Source organism: Kineosporia sp. R_H_3, from assembly GCF_002198675.1.
GTDB lineage: Bacteria > Actinomycetota > Actinomycetes > Actinomycetales > Kineosporiaceae > R-H-3.
In genome coordinates, this window is the sequence record NZ_MWLL01000268.1 from 1 (window position 1) to 20,120 (window position 20,120).

Annotated in this window: 18 protein-coding genes; 5 read left to right on the top strand and 13 right to left on the bottom strand. The window is 74.5% G+C overall.

What is annotated here, in order from left to right:
* The first annotated feature begins 11 nt into the window (after nucleotides 1-11).
* Both ECOMGDLI_RS33255 and ECOMGDLI_RS33260 read left to right on the top strand, forming a co-directional pair.
* Nucleotides 12-1,004, top strand: coding sequence for a GlxA family transcriptional regulator (locus ECOMGDLI_RS33255; protein WP_088321136.1), 993 nt, complete (start codon nucleotides 12-14; stop codon nucleotides 1,002-1,004).
* A complete protein-coding gene (locus tag ECOMGDLI_RS33260; protein ID WP_088321138.1) occupies nucleotides 1,001-1,759 on the top strand; it encodes an HD domain-containing protein in 759 nt (252 codons plus the stop codon). The genes ECOMGDLI_RS33255 and ECOMGDLI_RS33260 overlap by 4 nt, the downstream gene beginning before the upstream one ends.
* 28 nt (nucleotides 1,760-1,787) lie before the next feature.
* Here the strand turns inward: ECOMGDLI_RS33260 and ECOMGDLI_RS33265 are convergent, their stop codons facing one another.
* The 7 genes from ECOMGDLI_RS33265 to ECOMGDLI_RS33295 form a co-directional block, all read right to left on the bottom strand.
* A complete protein-coding gene (locus ECOMGDLI_RS33265; RefSeq protein ID WP_088321141.1) occupies nucleotides 1,788-3,542 on the bottom strand; it encodes a TIGR03767 family metallophosphoesterase in 1,755 nt (584 codons plus the stop codon).
* Nucleotides 3,543-3,644: 102 nt separating this feature from the next.
* The gene (locus ECOMGDLI_RS33270) at nucleotides 3,645-4,748 is read right to left on the bottom strand and encodes an ABC transporter ATP-binding protein (RefSeq protein ID WP_088321143.1); all 1,104 of its coding nucleotides are present in this window, start codon (nucleotides 4,746-4,748) and stop codon (nucleotides 3,645-3,647) included.
* Nucleotides 4,749-5,636, bottom strand: coding sequence for an ABC transporter permease (locus ECOMGDLI_RS33275; RefSeq protein ID WP_088321145.1), 888 nt, complete (start codon nucleotides 5,634-5,636; stop codon nucleotides 4,749-4,751). It abuts the gene before it with no gap.
* Between the two features lie 28 nt (nucleotides 5,637-5,664).
* Complete coding sequence (locus ECOMGDLI_RS33280; protein ID WP_233153741.1) at nucleotides 5,665-6,555, bottom strand: ABC transporter permease subunit; 891 nt, start codon at nucleotides 6,553-6,555, stop codon at nucleotides 5,665-5,667.
* Between the two features lie 30 nt (nucleotides 6,556-6,585).
* The gene (locus ECOMGDLI_RS33285; protein ID WP_233153742.1) at nucleotides 6,586-7,737 is read right to left on the bottom strand and encodes an ABC transporter substrate-binding protein; all 1,152 of its coding nucleotides are present in this window, start codon (nucleotides 7,735-7,737) and stop codon (nucleotides 6,586-6,588) included.
* A gap of 182 nt (nucleotides 7,738-7,919) precedes the next feature.
* Complete coding sequence (locus ECOMGDLI_RS37130; RefSeq protein ID WP_369812824.1) at nucleotides 7,920-8,972, bottom strand: LacI family DNA-binding transcriptional regulator; 1,053 nt, start codon at nucleotides 8,970-8,972, stop codon at nucleotides 7,920-7,922.
* A 293-nt stretch (nucleotides 8,973-9,265) separates the two neighbouring features.
* The gene (locus ECOMGDLI_RS33295) at nucleotides 9,266-11,503 is read right to left on the bottom strand and encodes an MMPL family transporter (RefSeq protein WP_088321149.1); all 2,238 of its coding nucleotides are present in this window, start codon (nucleotides 11,501-11,503) and stop codon (nucleotides 9,266-9,268) included.
* Between the two features lie 131 nt (nucleotides 11,504-11,634).
* Here ECOMGDLI_RS33295 and ECOMGDLI_RS33300 point away from each other — a divergent pair, with 131 nt between their 5' ends.
* Nucleotides 11,635-12,411, top strand: coding sequence for a TetR/AcrR family transcriptional regulator (locus tag ECOMGDLI_RS33300; RefSeq protein ID WP_088321151.1), 777 nt, complete (start codon nucleotides 11,635-11,637; stop codon nucleotides 12,409-12,411).
* A gap of 15 nt (nucleotides 12,412-12,426) precedes the next feature.
* Here ECOMGDLI_RS33300 and ECOMGDLI_RS33305 read toward each other — a convergent pair whose 3' ends face one another.
* On the bottom strand, nucleotides 12,427-13,284 hold the full coding sequence (locus tag ECOMGDLI_RS33305; RefSeq protein ID WP_088321153.1) for a purine-nucleoside phosphorylase: 858 nt from the start codon (nucleotides 13,282-13,284) through the stop codon (nucleotides 12,427-12,429).
* Between the two features lie 47 nt (nucleotides 13,285-13,331).
* Nucleotides 13,332-13,781, bottom strand: a complete 450-nt coding sequence (locus ECOMGDLI_RS33310; protein WP_088321154.1) for a gamma-glutamylcyclotransferase — start codon at nucleotides 13,779-13,781, stop codon at nucleotides 13,332-13,334.
* Between the two features lie 115 nt (nucleotides 13,782-13,896).
* On the opposite strand from ECOMGDLI_RS33310, the gene ECOMGDLI_RS33315 reads away from it, so the two are divergent.
* Entirely contained in the window at nucleotides 13,897-15,315 is a 1,419-nt protein-coding gene (locus ECOMGDLI_RS33315) for an NAD(P)H-quinone dehydrogenase (protein ID WP_304441428.1), read from the top strand.
* Here the strand turns inward: ECOMGDLI_RS33315 and ECOMGDLI_RS33320 are convergent.
* On the bottom strand, nucleotides 15,248-16,402 hold the full coding sequence (locus tag ECOMGDLI_RS33320) for a type IV toxin-antitoxin system AbiEi family antitoxin domain-containing protein (RefSeq protein ID WP_143448086.1): 1,155 nt from the start codon (nucleotides 16,400-16,402) through the stop codon (nucleotides 15,248-15,250). The two genes, ECOMGDLI_RS33315 and ECOMGDLI_RS33320, sit on opposite strands and share 68 nt — an antisense overlap.
* Nucleotides 16,403-16,722: 320 nt before the next feature.
* On the opposite strand from ECOMGDLI_RS33320, the gene ppk2 reads away from it, so the two are divergent.
* Nucleotides 16,723-17,670: a polyphosphate kinase 2 gene (gene ppk2 / locus ECOMGDLI_RS33325; RefSeq protein ID WP_088321168.1), complete on the top strand. Its 948-nt coding sequence runs from the start codon at nucleotides 16,723-16,725 to the stop codon at nucleotides 17,668-17,670.
* On the opposite strand, the gene ECOMGDLI_RS33330 is transcribed toward ppk2, so the two are convergent.
* From ECOMGDLI_RS33330 to ECOMGDLI_RS33340, 3 genes are all read right to left on the bottom strand, one after another.
* Complete coding sequence (locus ECOMGDLI_RS33330) at nucleotides 17,655-18,557, bottom strand: carbon-nitrogen hydrolase family protein (protein WP_088321159.1); 903 nt, start codon at nucleotides 18,555-18,557, stop codon at nucleotides 17,655-17,657. The genes ppk2 and ECOMGDLI_RS33330 overlap by 16 nt on opposite strands.
* On the bottom strand, nucleotides 18,554-19,843 hold the full coding sequence (locus ECOMGDLI_RS33335; protein ID WP_198955415.1) for a P1 family peptidase: 1,290 nt from the start codon (nucleotides 19,841-19,843) through the stop codon (nucleotides 18,554-18,556). Before ECOMGDLI_RS33335 ends, ECOMGDLI_RS33330 begins: the two co-directional genes overlap by 4 nt.
* Nucleotides 19,840-20,120: pentapeptide repeat-containing protein (locus tag ECOMGDLI_RS33340; RefSeq protein ID WP_143448087.1), on the bottom strand; the 281-nt coding region annotated here is incomplete at its 5' end. The genes ECOMGDLI_RS33340 and ECOMGDLI_RS33335, both read right to left, overlap by 4 nt.

A 20,120-nucleotide genomic window follows, 5' to 3' on the forward strand; every position in this document is an offset into this window, starting at 1 on the left:
ATCGTGGGCGCATGGGTGATGCGCGACCGGGTCCGGCCCGGCAGGTGCTCGTGGTGCTGCGTGACGGCGTCCAGCTGCTCGACGTCGCGGGGCCGCTCGACGTCCTCGACGCCGCGAACCGGCTGCTCGGGCGCACGGCCTACCGGGTGCGGACGGCGTCCCCGGGCGGGCGGGACGTCCGCACCGGCAGCGGGCTCGTCGTCCGGGCCGACACCGACCTCGACACCGTCCGCGGGCCGTTCGACACCCTGCTCGTGCCGGGGGCGTTCGACCTCACGGGTGCCCCGCCGACCGAGGCCGACGTCGCGCCCGTGCGGCGGCTGGCGGCCCGCAGCCGGCGGACCGCGTCCGTCTGCGCCGGTGCGCTCACCCTCGCGGCCGCCGGGCTGCTCGACGACCGGCGCGCGACGACGCACTGGGCGGTCGCCCGCGCCGCGGCCCGGGCGTACCCGGCGACCCGCTGGGAGCCGGACCGGATCGTCGTCGCCGACGGGCCGGTCGTCACGTCCGCCGGGGTCACCGCGGGCATCGACCTCGCGCTCGCCCTCGTCGAGGCGGACCACGGGCTCGTCGTCGCCCGGGACGTCGCCCGCTGGCTCGTCGTGTTCCTGCGCCGGCCTGGCGGGCAGGCCCAGTTCCGCACCCGGGTGCCGCTGCCGGCGCTGCCGGAGGGCGCGCTGCGACGGGTCGTCGACGCCGTCCTCGACGCGCCGCAGGCCGACCACCGGCTCGAGACGCTCGCGGACCGGGCCGCGATGAGCCCGCGGCACCTCGCCCGGTGCTTCCGGGCCGAGGTCGGCACGAGCCCGGCCCGGTTCGTCGAGGCGGTGCGGGTCGAGACGGTCCGGGACGCCCTCGAGCGGGGCAGCACCGTCGACGCCGCCGCCCGACGGGCCGGGTTCGCCTCCGCCGAGGTGATGCGGCGGGCGTTCGTGCGGGTCGTGGGGACCTCACCGGCCGACTACCGGGCCCGCTTCACCGTGCTCGCCGGGGCCGCGTCGTGAGCGGGCACGACCTCGCGTGGGCGCGCCGCACCGGCGGGCGGCTCTCCCGGCGGGAGGAGCTCGTCTACCTGGTCGCCGCGGCCCGGGCGGCCGTGGGTGCGCGCCGACGCCGGTCCGACAGGGACGCACGGGACGGCGCGGTGCGGCCGGACCTCGACCTCGCCGAGCACCCGCCGGACTCCGCCTTCACCCGGGCGGCGTTCGAGGCGAGCCGCGCCGCGGACAGCAGCGCGGGCGGTGCCGTCCTCGCGCACTGCCTGCGCACCTGGCTCTGGGCGGACGTCCTCGGCCGGGCGAACGGGCTGCGGCCCGACCCCGAGCTGCTCTACGCCGCGTGCCTGCTCCACGACCTGGGCCTCACGCCCGCGCACCGCGGCCGGCGCGGCGGCTGCTTCGCCGTCGAGGGCGGCCTCGCCGCCCTCGACCTCGCGGCCGCCCACGGGTACCCGCACGCGGAGGCGCTCGCGGACGCCGTCGTGCTGCACCTCGACGTCACCGTGCCGGTCGCGCGCGGCGTCGAGGCGCACCTGCTCAACGCCGGCGCCGCGGCCGACCTGCTCCGGGCCCGCGCCCACGAGGCCGGGCGGGGCGTCCGGCGGGCGATCGAGGAGCGGTACCCCGCCGATGGGCTCGAGGCGGGCGTCCTCGGCCCGTTGCGCGAGCAGGCCGTGCTGCGCCCCCGGTCCCGGGGCGGCGTCCTCGAGCGCCGGCTCGGGTTCACGGCCCGGGTGCTCGCCGCCCGCGCCCCGCGCTGACCCGCACCGGGCCGCGGGGCACCCGGCGTCAGCACGCCCGGGAGAGCGGGAACGGCGCCCGGATCGGCAGCACGACGTTGCGGTCGGCGACCGTCCCGGCGAGGGGCGACTCCAGACCCGCCCACGGCACGTTGGCCGCGAGCTCGCGGTGCAGCGCGGCGAGGTCGACCTGCCCGTGCACCGAGGCCTGCACCGGGATCCCGCCGGTGGCGCCCATGCCGCCCGACCAGGCGCCCGTGAGGTGCTGGGGGCTGTCGTGGTCGACCATCGTGCACGCGAGCGCGAGCATCCCCTCGCCCGCGTCGACGATCTCGACGATCCGGGTCTGGCAGGGCCAGTCGACGACGGCGCACGTCGTGACCTCCCAGAAGCCGGCGCCCGTGCGGTCCGGGTGCGGGCGCGGCCGGACGCCGTTCGTGTGCGTGTGGCCGTTGAGCCACAGGACGACGTTCGGGAAGCGGTGCACCAGGCGCAGCAGCTCCGGGGCGCCGACGACGTCCGAGCCGTCGACGCCCGGCCGCACACCGCGCCGGTTCGTCAGGGTGTCCAGGCCGTGGTGCGAGAACAGGACGACGAGCCGGTCGTCGTGCCCCGTGCGCACCGTCGTCCCGTCGGGCGTCTCGTACTGCGAGTGCACCTCGACGAGCCGCTCCTCGAGCCAGCGGACCTGGTCGACGTCGAGCGCGCCGTCCGCCGCCCCTGCCACGCACGTCGTGTCGAGCGCGACGAGGCGCACGTGCTCGGTGTCGTAGGCGTAGTAGGCCGTCCCGGTGCGGCGGTTCGTCTCGGTGAACCCGTGGCCGTCGGGCCGGGCACCGCTGCGGAAGTGCGCCTCGACGAACTCGGCGCGGGTGATCGGACGGCGGGCCGGGTCCGGCGTCACGGGCCGGTCGTCGCCGCCGAGGAAGGCGTGCGAGCCCGAGATGAAGATCTCGACCGCCCGGTCGAGGTCGATGCCCGGCGGCAGCCGGGTCGGCTTGAGCCCGCCGACGAGGGCCGCCTCGACCTCCGGGGTCACGACCCCGACGCCCTGGATGAGCGCCTCGTGGTTGCCGAAGCACGCGAGCCACGGCACCCGCAGCCCGGCGGAGGTGAAGTCGTCGAGGGCGCGCTCGATGAGGCCCGGCAGGTGCGGGAAGCCGTAGTGCGCGCGGAAGAGGTCCTCGCCCGCCGGCCCGGCGCCGTCCGGCCGCCAGAAGACGTCGTCCGGCCAGCTGACCGACTGGACGCCCTCGTAGCGGTGCGCGCCGGAGCGGCCGCGGACGACGCCGCCGTCCATGAGCGCGAGGAACGCCTCGAGCTCGTTCCACTGCGCGTTGTCGATCGCGTCGCCCGTCGTCACGACGAGGTCGACCGGCCGGCTGCCGACCGGGCCGGCGTCGATCCGGTTCAGGGTGCGCAGCATCGCGTCGACGGCGTGCGTCGTCAGCGCCTCCTGGGGGCGCTGCACCGGGACGAGGTCGCGGAACCGCGGGTCCGCGAACTCCCGGTTGAAGAACTCGAACCGGGCGGGCGACTGGACGTCGGCGAGCTGCAGGTCCGTGACGTGCGCGAGGCAGAGCAGCGACCGGACGCCGCGCACCGACCCGGCGGCGCCGCGCCACCGCGACGCCCCGGGGGCGAGCTCGTCGCGGAGCAGGTGCGCCTCACCGCCACCGATGTCGAGCTGCCGGTACGCCGCCTCCCGCCCGGTGCGGACGATCTCCCCGCTGCTCCAGGTGCGGTGCAGGGTGAGCGGGGGCGGCGTCGCGAAGCCGACGGCCGGCAGGTGGGGCGCGCTCATCAGGTCCTCGGCAGGATGGGCCGTGGGGCGGCGGTGGGCGGGACGGCAGAGCGGTGGAGCCGTGGAGCCGTGGAGCCGTGGAGCGGTGAGCCGTGGAACGGGTCAGGCCGGGGTCACGAGCACCGGGTCGGGGCGCACCGTGACGCGCACGCTGTCACCCGGGTGGAACTCCGCGGCCTGCGAGGTCGGCATCTGCGCGATGACGAGGCCGTTGCGGACGTCGATGGTCAGCCGGCTCACGGCGCCGAGGAAAGCCGTGGAGACGACGGAACCCTCCGCGCTGCCCGGGATCTCGTCGCCGCCCGAGGCCACCACCTGCACCGCCTCGGGCCGCACGAGCGCCGTCCCGTCGCCGGTCGTCGCGGTGGTCCCGGCCGCGAGCGGCAGCACCGCCCCGAGGACCTGCGCCGCGCCGTCCGCGACCTTCGCCGAGATGCGGTTCATGAGCCCGACGAAGTCGGCGACGAACGGGGTGGCGGGGCTGGAGTAGACGTCGATCGGGGACGCGAGCTGCTCGAGCCGGCCGTCGCGCATGACGCCGACCCGGTCGGCGATCGCGAGCGCCTCCTCCTGGTCGTGCGTGACGAACAGCGTCGTCGTGCCGACCTCGAGCTGGATGCGGCGGATCTCGTCCCGCAGCTGCACGCGCACCTTGGCGTCGAGCGCCGACAGCGGCTCGTCGAGCAGGAGCACCGTCGGCTGGATCGCGAGCGCGCGGGCCAGCGCGACGCGCTGCTGCTGGCCGCCGGACATCTGGTGCGCGTAGCGGTCGGCCTGCTTCGACAGGCCGACGAGGTCGAGCATGTCGCCCGCGCGCTTGAGCCGCTCGGTGTGCCCGACCTTGCGCAGCCGCAGCCCGAAGGCGACGTTCTCGCGGGCCGTCATGTGCGGGAAGAGCGAGTACGCCTGGAAGACCATGCCCATGCCGCGCTTGTTCGTCGGTAGGTGCGTGAGCTCCTTGCCCCCGACGACGACCCGGCCGGCGTCGCAGTCCTCGAGGCCGGCGAGCAGTCGCAGGGCCGTCGTCTTGCCGCAGCCGGACGGGCCGAGAAGGGCGACGAGCTCACCGGCGTGCAGGGTGAGGTCGAGGCCGTCGAGGGCGGTCACGGCGCCGTAGCGCCGGACGAGGCCCTCGAGCCGGACCTCGACCCCGGCCCGGCCGAGCGGTCCGGAGGTGCCCTCCGTCGCGGTCGTCGTGGTCGACACTCACGCCTCCTTGCTGCCGCGACGGCGGCCGATGAACGACAGGCCCACGAGCAGGGCGACGACGAAGAGCTGGAACCCGACGGCGACGGCGACGGACACGCTGGCGTCGGCCTGGCCGAGGTTGTTCAGCTCGTACTGCAGGTTCACGTAGTTGAGCAGCGAGGCGACCGTGAACTCGCCCATGACGAGGGCGACGCACAGGACGGCCGCGTTGAGGATCGCCGCGGACATGTTCGGCCCGACGACCCGGAACATCACGGTCGGCCAGCCGGCGCCGAGGCTGCGCGCCGCCTCGGCGAGGGTCTGCACGTCGATGGCGCGCAGACCCGCGTCGAGCGCGCGGTAGACGTAGGGCAGGACGAGCACGATGTACGCGAACGTCAGGACGAGCGACGAGCCCTTGAGCGGGCCGGGGGACAGGTAGTTCACCCAGGCGTAGACCGGGACGAGCCCGACGACGAGGACGATCGCGGGGATCGTCAGCGGCAGCAGGCAGACGAACTCGACGAGCCGGTTGATCCGGGGCAGGCGCAGCCGCACCCAGATCATCGTCGGCACCATGAGCGCGAGCGAGGCGACCGACGTGAGGACCGACAGCTCGAGCGAGGTGATGATCGCCGAGATGAGGTTCGGGTAGGTGGCGATGCGCCGCCAGGCGTCGAGCGTGCGTGCGGCGTCGACACCGGTGCCGCGGGTGCTGAACTCGACCATCGCGAGGAACGGCACGAGGAAGAACGCCGACGCGAGCAGCAGCACGACGACGCGGAACAGCTGCAGCCGGCGGTTGCGCGAGGCGCGCAGCCCCCGCGGGGAGCGGGCCGTCACGTCGCCGCTGAGGACGGCGATGCTGCCGGCGCTCGCGGCGGGGTAGGGGGTCGTCTGGCTCATCGGGCCCCTCTCACGGCGTCAGCCCCGCTCATTTCTTCAACCACCGGGCGCTGCGGCGCTCGAGGAGCGTGTAGAGCGCCATGACGACCCCGACGACGACGATCATGCCGAGCGCGATCGCCTTGCCGACGTTCTCCTGGCCGGCGATCGTCTCGCTCGTGAGCGCGACCCGGATCTGCAGCGGCGCGATGATGCTGCCCTGGCTGATGAGCGCGGCCGCCGTCGCGTAGGCGGAGAACGCGTTCGCGAACAGCAGCAGGAGCGCGCCGAGGAACGGCGGCGTGAGGATCGGCACCGCGACGTGGCGCCAGTAGTGCCACGAGGTGCCTCCGAGGGTCTCGGTCGCCTCGCGCCACTGCGGCCGGATGCCGTCGAGCGCGGGGAGGAAGACGAGCACCATGAGCGGGATCTGGAAGTAGGCGTAGACGATCGTCAGGCCGCTGAGCCCGAACAGGAGCGTCGGGCTGACGTCGATCCCCTGGCCGCGCAGCAGCACGGTGATGAAGCCCTCGCCGCCGATCGTCGCGATGAACGCGAAGGCCAGCGTGACGCCACCGGACTGCGCGAGCATCCCGGACGCCGCGACGAACGTGCGCCGCAGGCCGCCCTCGGGACGCCCGGTCGCGATCGCGTAGGCCACCACGGCGCCGAGCAGCGCACCGATGAGCCCGCTCTCGGCGGACAGCACGATGCTGTTCTTGAACGAGGTGACGACGAAGTCCTGCCCGAGCGCGGACAGGTTCGCCGTCGTCGGCCGCCCCGACGGGTCGACGAAGGCGCCGAAGACGACGACGAGCGTCGGCAGGAGCAGGAAGAGGCCGACGTACACGAAGAAGGGCAGGGCCCCGAGCCAGGACCACGACAGCCGACGGCCGCCCCCGGAGGGGCGGCCGCCGACCATGGTCGCGCTGTCAGTCATGGAGCGCTTCCGCTGTCCGTCGTGCCCTGGTCAGCTGATCGCCTTCTGCCAGGACGTCTTGAGCGCCTCGGACGCCTTCGCCGACTGGTCGACGCTCATGAAGACCGGGGTGCCCTCGACCGGCGGCAGCGCCGCGGCGGCCGCTGCGTCGATCGTGCCGGCCTTCGTCATGGCGTCCATCCGGACCGGGCGGGCGCCACCCTTGAGCCACAGGTTCTGGCCCTCGTCGGAGAAGAGGAACTCCTGCCACAGGCGCGCCGCCGCGGGGTGCGGGGCGTCCTTGTTGATGGCCTGGTTGTAGTAGCCGCCGAGGACGGACTCCTTCGGGACGAAGACCTTCCACGTCGGGACCTGGGCCTTGGCGGCCGCCGACAGGTAGTCCCAGTCGAAGACGACCGGCGTCGTGCCGTTCTTCACCGTCGCGGACGTCGCCTGGACGGGGATGAAGTTGCCGGCCTTCTTGAGCTTGGCGAAGAAGTCGACGCCCTTGGTGATGTCGTCGACGGAGCCGCCGTTGGCGATCGAGGCCATCATGACGCCGTTGAGTGCCGCGTTGGCCGCCGTCGGGTCACCGTTGAGCGCGACCTTGCCCTTGTACTCGGGCTTGAGCAGGTCGGCGACCGAGGTCACGTCCGGCACCTTGGCCGAGTCGTAGCCGATCGACATGTAGCCGCCGTAGTCCTGCACGTAGAGGCCGGTGGCCTCCTTCTGGGCGTCCGGGATGTCGGCCCACGTCGCGACCTGGTACGGCGCGTAGAGGTCGGTGTTGGCGACGGTCACCGCGGCGCCCATGTCGAGGACGTCCGGCGCACGGTCGGTGCCCTTGAGCTGCTTGACGGCGTTGACCTCGTCCTGGCTCGACCCGTCCGGCTGCGCGGAGTTGACCTTGATCCCGTACTTCGTCGAGAAGGTCGAGATGATCTCGCCGTAGTTCGCCCAGTCCGGCGGGAGGGCGATGACGTTCAGCTGGCCCTCCGCCTTGGCGGCCGCGACGAGGGCCTCCATGCCGCCGAAGGCGGCGGCCGAGGTCGCCGTCTTGGCGTCGGCGGCGGCGCTCGAGCCGCTCGCCGCGGGGCTGTTCGTCGTCGAGGTGCCCTCGCTGGTGGGCGGGGAGCAGGCGGTCACGGCGAGCGCCGCGCCGACGGCGAAGACCGAGATGAGTGCCCGACGGGACGTTCGCACTGTGTTGCCTCCAGTTGGGGGGCCGACCGGGCCGCCTGGGCGACGACCGGGGTGAGGATGCTGGTGCCTGGTGGGCTGGATCGGTACGCGGGTGCGGCCGGGCTGTCAGCCCGCCGGAGCGGGCACCGAATCGTTTAGGCGGTCGTCATCTTTCACGGGGGTCCCGAGGCCGTCAAGCGCCGTTACCGAGTTGTCGCCGCGGCCGGGGAACGCGCGGCTGACCTGGGATGACGTGCACGGGAACGGCTCGCCACACGCAGATGACGGGGTGGCCCGAGGGAGGGGCGCTCGACGAGCTCGACCGGTTCCCGGTGGTCCTGCGCCGCCCCGTGGCTGATCAGGCGTTCCATGAGCGCACGGCCCATCGCGCGGCGGTCCAGGCGCAGCGTGGCGAGCGGCGGGTCGAGCAGCGCGGACGTCGGGAGGTCGTCGTGACCGACGACACTCACCGTGCCGCCGATGTCGAGGCCGAGCTCGCGCACGGCCGTGTACACGCCGTGAGCGGTGTAGTCCGAGTTCGCCACGATCGCCGTCGGCGGGTCGCTCGCCGAGAGCACCCGCAGCGTCGTCGCGTGCACGTCGGCGATGGTCAGCGGCCCCGGGACGACGTCGCCGCGCAGGCCGAGCCGGCGGGCCTCCCGGCGGAAGGACCGCAGCCGGTCGGGGTCGGCCATGAGGCCGCGCGGCGCGGTGAGGAACGCGACGTGGGTGTGCCCGAGCTCGGCGAGGCGCTCCAGCGGGAGCCGGACGGCCGCGGCGTTGTCCGGCGCGACCCGGCTCACGCCCTCCAGGCCTGGGGCCGCGGCGTTGAGCGCGACGGTGGGCATCCCCGGCCGCAGCGACTGCCACAGCCGGATCGACCCGCCGGTGCCGACGGGGGCGATCGCGAGCCCGGCGCAGTGCCGTCCGGCCATCGCGCGGACCTGCTCGGCCTCGCGGGTCAGGGAGTAGTGCGAGTCCGCGATGAGCAGCGACGCCCCGGCCCGGGCGGCGACCTCCTCGGCACCGCTGATGACGTCGAGGAAGAACGGGTTGGTGAAGTTGCGGACGACGAACGCGTACGTGCTCGTCCGGCCCCGCCGCAGCGCCTGGGCCTGCGGGTTGGCCCGGTACCCCAGGCGTTCGGCGGCCTCGAGGATCCGCGCGCGGGTGTCGGCGGCGACCCCGGACCGGCCGTTGAGGGCGACGCTCGCGGACGCCACGGACACCCCGGCGGCCTGCGCGACGTCGCGCAGGCNTCCGGGGTCGCCGCCGACACCCGCGCGCGGACGCCACGGACACCCCGTCGGCCTGCGCGACGGGGGCCTCGGGGTTCTCGGAGCGCGCCATGCCACGTCCTCGTCGTCGGCGGTGGGGCCGGGGGCCGCCGTCCGGAGCGCGACGCTACCGCGTGGGCGCGGGCCGCGGACAGCCCGCGAGCGAAACGATTCGGTGACGGCAGGGCGAACCGCGGACGTCCCGGACGTGGACCGGCCCGGCCCCCGCGAGCGAGGGCCGGGCCGGTCCGTCCGGACTACCGGAGGCGTTGTCAGGCAACGGGTTCCGGCGCCGGTTCGGGTGCGCGCCCCGGTGCCTCCAGCGCCCCGGCCGACCGCCGCGGCGGCACCGGGCCGTCGCTCTCGCGGACGCCGTACCGCTCCCACCAGCGGACCATCGGCGCCGGCGCCCACCAGTTCGCCCGGCCGAGCAGCCGCATCGTCGCCGGCACGAGGAGGGCCCGGACGACCGTGGCGTCGACGACGATCGCGACCGCCATCCCGACCCCGATGAGCTTGATGAACGTGATGCCGGACGTGGAGAAGGCGGCGATGACGACGACGAGCAGCAGGGCGGCGCTCGTGATGATCCGGCCGGTCCGCTGCAGCCCGGCCGCGACGGCCGCGGTGTTGTCGCCCGTGGCGTCCCACTCCTCCCGGATCCGGGACAGCAGGAACACCTCGTAGTCCATCGACAGACCGAACAGGATCGCGAGCATGAGGATCGGCTGCGTCGTCTCGACGGTCCCGGTCGAGGTGAACCCGAGCAGCCCCGACAGGTTGCCGTCCTGGAAGATCCACGTGACGACGCCGAACGCCGCCCCGAGCGAGAGCACGTTCATGACGACCGCCTTGAGCGGCAGGACGAGCGAGCCGAACGCGAGGAACAGCAGGAGGAACGTCGCGGTGACGACGAGCAGCGCCATCCAGGGCAGGGTCCGGGCGATGCTCGCCCGCAGGTCGACCTGCTGGGCGCTCACACCGCCGACGTCGACCGTGGCGCCCGCCGGGGCGGGCAGTGCGCGGATCGCGGTGACCGCCTCCCGGGCGCCGGCCTCGACCGCCCCGCCGGTGTAGCCGACCGCGAGCAGCGTCGCACCGTTGCGGGCGGCGACCGGGCGGACCCCCGTCACGCCGTCCACGCCGGCGACCGCGGTCGAGAAGGAGGCGAGCGCGGCGTCGTCCGCCCCCTCGACGAGCACGTCGATCGGTGCCGTGTCGACGCCGCCGAAGTCCCGGTCGAGCGCCTCGGCGACGACGCGGCCCTGCGCCCCCTCGGGCAGGGCACGGGCGTCGATGCCGCCGAACTCGACGTGGAGGAACGGCGAGCCGAGGACGGCGAGGACGGCGACCACCGCGCCGGCCCACAGGACCGGACGGCGCATGACGCTGCGGGCCAGGCGCTCCCAGCCACCGGTGTGCGCACCGGTGGCCGTCGCGCGCCGGGCCCGGCGCGCGGCGAGCGCGCCGGTCAGGGTGCGCGGCAGCCGGATCCGCAGCGCGTCGACGCGGCGGCCGAGGACGGCGAGCAGCGCCGGCAGCACGGTGAGGGACGTCACCGCGGCGACGACGACGGCGGCGATGCCGCCGAAGCCCATGGAGCGCAGGAACACCTGCGGGAAGAGCAGCAGGCCGGTCATCGAGACCGCGACGGTGACCGCCGAGAAGGCGACGGTGCGCCCGGCGGTCGCCATCGTCGTCGCGAGCGCCTCGGGGACGTCCTGCCCCGCGCGGATCTGCTCCCGGAACCGGCTCACGACGAAGAGCGCGTAGTCGATGGACAGCCCGAGCCCGAGGATCGTGATGATGTTGATCGCGAACACCGAGACCTCGGTGACCTCGGTGATGAGCCGCACGGCGACGAACGACCCGAGCACGGTGAAGGCCCCGATGAGCAGCGGGAGACCGGCCGCCACGGCGCTGCCGAAGACGACGAGCAGGAGCACGACGAGGATCGGCGCCGACAGCGACTCGGCCCGGGCGAGGTCCTCGCCGACCTGGGTGCTGATCTGGGCGTCGATCGCGGCGTTGCCGCCGAGCGCCGTCGTGACCCGGGGGTCGGTCGCGCGCAGCCCGTCGGCCACCTCCTCGTAGACGTCGGAGCGGCCGGCCCGGGTGTCGTCGGCGAGCCGGACGGCCGCGTACGTCGAGTGCCGGTCGACGCTGACGAAGACGTCGGCCCCGCTGCTCCAGTACGTGACGACCTGGGTGACGTCCGTCGCGGGCAGCGTCGCGAGGGCCCCCTCGACCGCCGTCCGGAACGCGGGGTCGTCGACGGTGAGGGTGGGGGAGGAGTAGAGGGCGACGATGTCGGTGTCCTGCCGCCCGACCGTCTCGACGATCCGCTGCTCGGCCACGGTGGCGGGCGACCCCGGGTCGTCGAACCCTCCGCTCGTGAGGCGCTCGACGACGCCCGGCCCCCAGACCCCGGCGGCGGCGACCGCCACGAACGACAGGACGAGGACGGCCCAGCGCCACCTCGCCAACGACAGACCCCACGACGCGAACATGGCACTCTCCCGGCGGACGTTCCTGCGCGTACGCTCTCCCCAGGAGAAAGGCCGTCGCAGGAGTTAACAGTGTTTGCTTACGGCGTTTACTCTTGACCTACCTGTTCACGATTGTCAAGGGGAGTTGCGGCATGTCGACCGATGCGCCCGTGGGCCGGCGCGAGCGGTTGCGCGCGGCCACCGTCGACGAGATCAAGGCGGTCGCCCTCCGGCTGCTCGTCGAGGAGGGCCCGGAGGCCGCGACCCTGCGGGCGATCGCCCGCGAGATGGGGATGACCGCGCCCGGTCTCTACCGGTACTTCCCGAGCCACGAGGACCTGCACAAGGCCCTCGTCGCGGACAGCTACGACCGGCTCGCCGCAGTGCTCGCGGCGGCGCGGGACGGTGCGGGGCAGGTGCTGGCCACCGAGGCGCGGATGGCCGGCAAGCCGCTCGTCGTCGTCCAGCTCGTGTGCGCCGCCAAGGCGTTCCGGGACTGGGCCGCGGCGCACCCGCAGGAGTTCCGCCTCGTCTTCGGGACGCCCGTCCCCTCCGTGACGCACAACCTCGACGACCCCGCGCACGCGGCGGGCATGCGGTTCGGGGCGGTGTTCACCGAGATCTTCGTCCGGCTGTGGGCCGAGCTGCCCTTCCCGGTCGCCCCGGAGGAGAGCCTCCCGGAGGCGCTGGCCTCACAGCTGCGGGACTACCGGACCTCGCTCGTCGACCTCTTCGGTGAGGCGGCCGGGGACGTCCCGCTCACGGCGATCGACGTCTTCCTCCGGGCCTGGGTGCAGCTCTACGGCCTCGTCGCGATGGACGTCTTCAACCACCTGCACTTCTGCCTCACCGACGCGGGGCCGTTCTTCGAGACGAGTCTCGCGGCGCTCGGTCGCGACCTCGGCATCGAGTACGTGCCGGTGCACTGAGTCGGACGCACCGACTCAGAACTGCCGGATCACCTCGGCGAGCATCCCGCCGACCCGCTCGGCCGCGGCCTTGCCCGCGGCGATGACCTCCTCGTGGGAGAGCGGCTGCGCGACCCCGCCGGGCGGCGCGATGCCCGCACCGAGGTTCGTCACGAGGGAGATGCCGAGCACCTCCATCCCGGCCTCGCGGGCCGCGATCGCCTCGAGCGTCGTCGACATCCCGACGAGGGTGCCGCCGAGGATCCCGGCCATCCGGACCTCGGCCGGGGTCTCGTACTGCGGCCCGCGGAACTGCACGTAGACGCCCTCGGCGAGGGTCGGGTCGACACCGTGGCAGATCGCCCGCAGCCGCGCCGAGTACAGGTCGGTGAGGTCGACGAACGTCGCGCCCTCGAGCGGGCTCGCGCCCGTGAGGTTGATGTGGTCGCTGATGAGGACCGGCGTGCCCGGCGTCCACGTCGGGTCGAGCCCGCCGCAGCCGTTCGTGAGGACGAGGGTGCGGACGCCGGCCGCGGCCGCCGTCCGGACCCCGTGGACGACGGCCCGCACGCCACGGCCCTCGTAGTAGTGGGTACGGGTGCCGAAGACGAGCGCGCGCCGGTCGGTGTCGCCGATCCGCACCGAGCGGATCGTGCCCGAGTGGCCGGCCACGGCGGCCGCCGAGAAGCCGGGCAGGTCCGTCGTCGCGAAGGTCGCGAGGGTCTCCCCGAGCAGGTCGCCGGCCGGCGCCCAGCCCGAGCCGAGGACGAGCGCGACGTCGTGCGAGGCGACCCCGGTCAGCTCGGCGACCCGGTCGGCGGCGGCCTGCGCGACGACCTTCGGGTCGGTGCCGGGGTCGTCGAGGGACGGGGTCTGCGCGACGTCGTCGGTCATGGCCGCGAGCGTAGCGACCGGCGCCGGTCCGGGCCCGGGCGACCGGCTCAGTCGACCGACGAGCAGGGCCGGTTGCGCAGCTCGGCGACGTAGTCGTCCGGCGCACCGCCGGCCTCGGCGGCGTCCGCGAGCATCCCGAGGTAGCGGGCGCTCGGCAGGCCGCCCTCGTAGGCGTTGAGCACGTAGAGCCAGGCGGTGACGTCGCCCTCGAGCGTGCTGACCCGCACCCGGATCTTGTTCCAGAGCCCGATCTCCAGGCCCTCCCACTCGTCGAGGAGCTTCTCGTCGAGCTCGTGGACGTCGTAGAGGGCGACGTAGACCTGATGGCCCGGGTCCTCGACGACGGTGCAGAGCGAGCCCTCCCAGCCGACGTCCTCGCCGCCGAAGGTGAGTCGCCACCCGACGAGCCACCCGGAGCCCTGCAGGGGCGAGTGCGGAGCCCGCTGGCTCATCCGCTCGGGGTCGAGGTTGCTCGCGTACGCGGCGTACAGGGCCATGAGCACACAGCCTAGGCATCCCGGGCGGCGTGCGGTGGGCGCACCGCCGCACGGGTGTGCGGCGCCACGGCACGGGTGTGACGGCGGTGGAGCGGCCATGCGCGAGAATGCCCGGGTGGCAGAGCGCGCGAAGGTGGTCGTCGTCGGTGGCGGTCCGGGTGGGTACGAGGCGGCGCTGGTCGCCGCCCAGCTCGGGGCCGACGTCACGGTCGTCGACGCCGACGGGCTCGGCGGCGCCGCGGTCCTGACCGACGTCGTCCCGTCGAAGACGCTCATCGCGACCGCCGAGGTGATGACGCTCGTCGGCGAGTCCGCCGAGCTCGGGGTCCGGTTCCCCGGCTCGGCCGGCGGCGAGCGGGACGCCCACAGTGCCGTCGCCGTCGACCTCGGGGTCGTCAACCGCCGGGTCAAGGCGCTCGCGCAGGCCCAGTCCGACGACATCCACCGGCGCCTGGAGTCCGAGGGCGTGCGGATCGTCCGCGGTCGGGGCCGGCTCGACGGGCCGCACCGGGTCGTCGTCGACGGGGTCGACGGCACCCCGGGCACGACCGCCTTCGACGCCGAGACCGTGCTCGTCGCGGTCGGCGCGCATCCGCGCGAGCTGCCCGACGCGCTCCCCGACGGCGAGCGGATCCTCACGTGGAAGCAGCTCTACGACCTCGACCACCTGCCGGAGCGGCTCGTCGTCGTCGGGTCGGGCGTCACCGGGGCCGAGTTCGCGAGCGCCTACGACGCGCTCGGCGCGGACGTCGTCCTCGTCTCGAGCCGGGACCGGGTGCTCCCCGGCGAGGACCCGGACGCCGCCGAGGTCATCGAGGCGGTGTTCCGCCGCCGGGGCATGGAGGTGCTCTCGCGCTCGCGGGCGCAGGCGGTCAAGCGGACCGGCGACGGCGTCGTCGTGACGCTCGCCGACGGACGCACCGTGGAGGGCTCGCACTGCCTCGTCGCCGTCGGCTCGATCCCGAACACCGCGGGGATGGGCCTGGGCGGTGCCGGGGTGACGCTCACCGAGAGCGGTCACGTCCAGGTCGACCGGGTGAGCCGGACGACGTCCCGCGGCGTCTACGCGGCCGGCGACTGCACCGGGGTGCTGGCGCTGGCGTCGGTGGCGGCCATGCAGGGCCGGATCGCGATGTGGCACAGCCTCGGCGACGCGGTCGCCCCGCTCGACCTGCGGACCGTCTCCGCCAACGTCTTCACCGCCCCCGAGATCGCGACCGTCGGCTGGAACGCCGCGCAGATCGAGGCCGGCGAGGTGCGGGCGCGCACGGTCAAACTGCCGCTCGCGACGAACGCCCGGGCCAAGATGCAGGGCATCCACGACGGGTTCGTCAAGCTGTTCTGCGGCGCGCGCTCGCAGGAGATCCTCGGCGGGGTCGTCGTCGCGCCGCGGGCCAGCGAGCTGATCTTCCCCGTGACGCTCGCGGTCGAGCACCGGCTCACGGTGGACGACGTCGCGCAGGCGTTCACGGTGTACCCGAGCCTGTCGGGCTCGATCGCCGAGGCGGCGCGGCGGCTGCACGCGTCCGACTGACGCGCCTTGTCAGCGGCTTGCTCTGCTGCCGGCCCGTCCAGCGGGGACGATCACCGACAGCCGGGTGTGGTCGATCGTCCCCACTGTCGTTGTCGCCGCTGTCCAGCGGGCAGGCGGGGGAGCACGGGACAGGGCGCCCGCCCCAGCCGCGGGCGCGCAGTGACGCCGCGACCTCCTCGGCGACCAGGCACGGCTCGGCGGCGACGTCGCGCCAGCCGTAGCGCAGTGACGCACCGCCCGACCGGGTCACCGCGTTGTCGCGGCGGTGCTCGTCGTGGCGGTCCTCCTCGGCGTGCGCCTCGTCGCCGTCCAGCTCGACGACGAGGGCCCAGACCTCGTACCGCACGTCGCGGTACCGCTTCCGCTCGCGGCGCCGCTCGACGACCGACTCCTGCGGGTTGTACCGGCCGGGCGGCAGGCCGTGCGCACGTTCGACCCGGCGCAGGTACTCGCGCTCGAGCGCCGACCGGACCCCGACGACGACGTCCTCGAGCACGAGGCCGAGCAGCCGCCGCCAACGGTGCCGCGGCCGCCGCGCCAGCGCCTCGCGCAGTCGTGGCGCCGTGGTGAGTCTGCGCTGCACCGCGCGGACGACGACGTCGACGACGTCAGTGACCCGGGTCGCCGCGTCCGCGACGTCGAGTACCGCCTCCTCGACGCGCAGGCGCGGAGGCTGGACCGTCGGGTGGCGCGCCGTGGCCAACGACCTGCGTCGGGCGAAGGCCGCACCCGGTGCCGGGGCCGGCGTCATGTCGTGCGGCACGCAGACGGTCACGGCTCCGGGAGCCGCGTCGAGGACGCCCCAGAGTGCGAGCGCGGTCCTCCCTCCTGCGACGGCGCGGGGCCCGGCGAGCAGGAGCGCTGCCCAGACCCTGCCCGGCGCCGCCGGCGGGCCGGTATGGGTTACGTAGATGCCGGGGTGCAGCCGTGCCCACCGCCCTGAGCGCACCCGCCAGTCGACCTGCCGGGCGGAGAGGCCGGCGTCGAGCGCCTGCCGTCGCGACACGACCCCCGCCTGGTCCTGGGCGACGCGGAGCAGGGCGGGCGGCACCGACACCGTCAAGCCCCGGCGTCCGCGCTCGACCACACCCCGATCCTGGTGCCTGCAACCGTGACACCTCGACCCGCGCCCGCGGTCCTGTGGACAACCCTGCAACCGATGCAGTAGCGGGGACGATCGACGACACCCGGCTGTGGCCGATCGTTCCCGGTGCCAGTCCCGGACGGCGTTGGGGTGAGAGAAGGCGGGTAGGGGCGTCCGGCTACGGATCCACCTGCCGGTTGCCGATTCTTCAGCCGTTGGTCGCTGGGCCCGGTCGCCGTGCGGGTGCCAGGATCAGGCCCCGGGGCACGACGAGGAGGCGGCAGGACATGAGTGAGCGTCACGAGCTCGACATCGAGTCGGTCATGGAGCTCCAGGACCTCATCGCCTCGTTGCAGGACCTCTCCGACGAGGAGCTGAACCTCAAGGGCCTGGCGGTCGACGGCACGTGGGACGAGGTCGACGACCCGGTGCTCCTCGGGCCGGACGGCGCCCCGGTCGACACGTGGCGCGAGGGCTACCCGTACGACGAGCGGATGTCGCGCCGCGAGTACGAGATCAGCAAGCGGCTGCTCCAGATCGAGCTGCTCAAGCTGCAGGCCCACGTCAAGGAGGCCGGCCTCAAGCTGTGCCTGGTCTTCGAGGGCCGCGACGCCGCGGGCAAGGGCGGCACGATCAAGCGGTTCATGGAGCACCTCAACCCGCGTGGCGCCAACGTCGTCGCGCTCACCAAGCCGACGGCCCGCGAGGCCGGGCAGTGGTACTTCCAGCGGTACGTGCAGCACCTGCCCAGCGCCGGCGAGATCGTGCTCTTCGACCGCTCCTGGTACAACCGGGCGGGCGTCGAGCGGGTCATGGGCTTCGCCTCCGACCCGGAGTACCAGGAGTTCATGCGGCAGGCCCCGCAGTTCGAGAACCTGCTGGTCCGCAGCGGGATCATCCTCGTGAAGTTCTGGTTCTCGGTGAGCCGCAAGGAGCAGGTCACCCGGTTCACGATCCGGCGGATCGACCCGGTCCGGCAGTGGAAGCTCAGCCCGATGGACCTCGCCTCCCTCGACAAGTGGGACTCCTACTCCGAGGCCAAGGAGGCGATGTTCTTCTACACGTCCACCGACTTCGCGCCGTGGACGGTCGTGCGGAGCAACGACAAGAAGCGCGGCCGGGTCGAGGCGATGCGCTGGGTGCTCAGCCTCATCGACTACCCGGAGAAGGACCACACCATCGTCGGCACCCCGGACCCGCTCATCGTCGGCCCGCCCGGTGACATCTACGAGGCCGACGAGCTCACCGGCAAGGTCTACCCGCCGCTGTAGGGGGCGCCGCCGGCCGGTCCGGTCGCGGGCCGCCACGTCGCCGGGTCCATCCGGCCGCCGTACGCCGGCAGCTCGAGCGGTGCGTCGCCCTCGGCGAACTGGTCCCAGAGCCGGTTGAGCCCGGCGGTGCCGAACCGGCGCACCCGGGGGACGTCGTCGAGGTCGAGGACGTCCACGAGGACGCACGGCATCGCGTCCGGGCTGTCGACCCGGACCCGGCCCTCGGGGTCGACGACGAGGCTGCGCCCGGTGCCGGCCGGCCCCGCGGTGTTCACGGCGACGACGTGCACCTGGTTCGCGATCGCGTTGGCCCGCGTGAGGACGAGCTCCTGCGCGCGGTCGGACGACGTCGTCATGACGACCGTGACGATGAGCTCCGCGCCGAGCCAGGCGAGCTGGCGGGCGTGCTCGGGGAACCAGGAGTCGTAGCAGATCGCCAGCCCGACCCGGCCGATCCCGTCGAGGTCGGCGACGACGAACTCCCCGCCCGGCGCCTGCGGCTCGTACGGCCGCCACGGGAAGATCTTGCGGTACGACGCGTGCAGGTCCCCGGTCGGCGACAGCAGCAGCGCGGTGTTGTGGACGGCGCCACCGGCCCCGGCCTCGAGGACGCTGCCGGGCACGAGCCAGACCCCGGCGCGGGCCGCGATCTCCCGCAGCCGGGTGACGCGCGGCCCGTCGAGCGGCTCGGCGAGGCGTGCGGCGTCCGCCTCCGTGAGACCCGTCGGGTCCGTCGTGTGCAGCTCGGGGTGGACGACGAGCCGGGTCTGCGGGAACCGGCGCAGCACCGAGGTGACGTCGGCCTCGAACCGGTCGAGGGCGTCGTCGGCGAGCGGGTCGGCCAGCGACGGCGCCTGGACGAGGGCGATGGGCAGCGGGCGGCTCACGGCGCGAGCACCCCGGCGCGGGCGAGCGCCTCACGGACCGCCCCGTGCGGGAGCGCGGGGGAGCGGTGCCCGTCCCGGCCGACCATGTCGGCGTTGACGACGAGCGCGTTGAGCACCGCCTCCTCGACGCACTGGACGACGGCCGTGAAGAACGGGTCCATCCGGCCCCAGGGCACGAACCGCAGGGTGTCGTAGTCGTCGTCGGTCGCGGCGCTCACCGGGATCCGGCTGCGCAGCGCGCCCGCGTTGGCGGTCGAGAACGCGAGGAAGATGTCGCCGGAGAAGTGCCCGCCCGAGGTGCCGGTCCGGGCCAGCCCGAGCGGCACCCGGCGGGCCAGCGCCTTGCACTGGCCGGGCAGCAGCGGGGCGTCCGTCGCGACGACGACGATGACCGACCCGGCCCCGCCCGGTGGCCGGGTCGCCCCCGGCGGCAGCGAGGCCGGGGACGGCGCGGACGGCGGCCGCACCGCCCCGGGCGCGCGTGCCGCGGCCCGCTCGACGTCGCGGACGAGCCACGCCGGGTCCGACATCGGGTCGTCGTCCGCGAGCCGGTCCCCGAGCCGCACGCCCGCGACGGACAGCTCGCCGCGGTCGCCGAAGTTGGCCTGCACGAACGCCCCCACGGTGTACCGGCTCGACCCGTGCGCGACGACCCGGGACGCCGTCCCGCTGCCGCCCTTGAACGAGTAGCAGTTCATCCCGGTGCCGCCGCCGACCGACCCCTCGGCGAGCGGGCCGGACGTCGCGCCGTCGAGCGCGGCGACCGCGTGCTCCGGGCGGACGTGCCCGCCGTTGATGTCGTTGAGGTAGCCGTCCCAGGTCTCCGCGACGACCGGCAGCAGCCACTCCGCGGCGACCGCCGGGTGCGTGCGGGCGACCCACTCGACCGTGCCGGTGTGGCACGCGCCGACGGCGTGGGTGTTGGAGACGACGACCGGCAGGGCGAGGGCGCCGACCTCCTCGACCCACGTGGTGCCGGTCATCTCGCCGTTGCCGTTGAGCGAGTACCAGCCCGCGGCGCACGGGACACCGACGCCGTCCCGGCCGCGCGGCAGGATCGCGGTGACGCCGGTGCGGACCGGACCCTCGCCGACGACGAGCGGGCCGTCGCCCTCGACGAGCGTCACGTAGCCGACCTCGAGACCGGGCACGTCGGTGACGGCGTTGAGCGGCCCCGGCTCGCCGGGGAACGGGATGCCGATCCCGCGCGCCCGGGGCCGGCCGTCCGGCGCGGTCGTGCGGGGGTCGGGCTGCGCCGGGGAGGCCGGGGATGAGGTCGTCGTCACGCGGGCCAGTGTGCCGGGCGGTCGGCCCATGCGGGCAGGTGTGTGACGCGGTCGCCTCGCGCGGCGTCCAGCTGGGTGCGGGTGAGGAAGAGCGCGTCCCGCAGGTCGGTACCGCCGAGGTCCGCGCCGCGGGTGTCGGCGCCCAGCAGGTCCGCCCCGCGCAGGTCGGCCCGGCGCAGGTCCGCCCCGATGAGGACGGTGCCGCGCAGGTCGGCGCGCCGCAGGTCGGCCCCGCGCAGGTCCGCGCCCGCGAGGTCGGCGCCGGACCGGTCCGGCC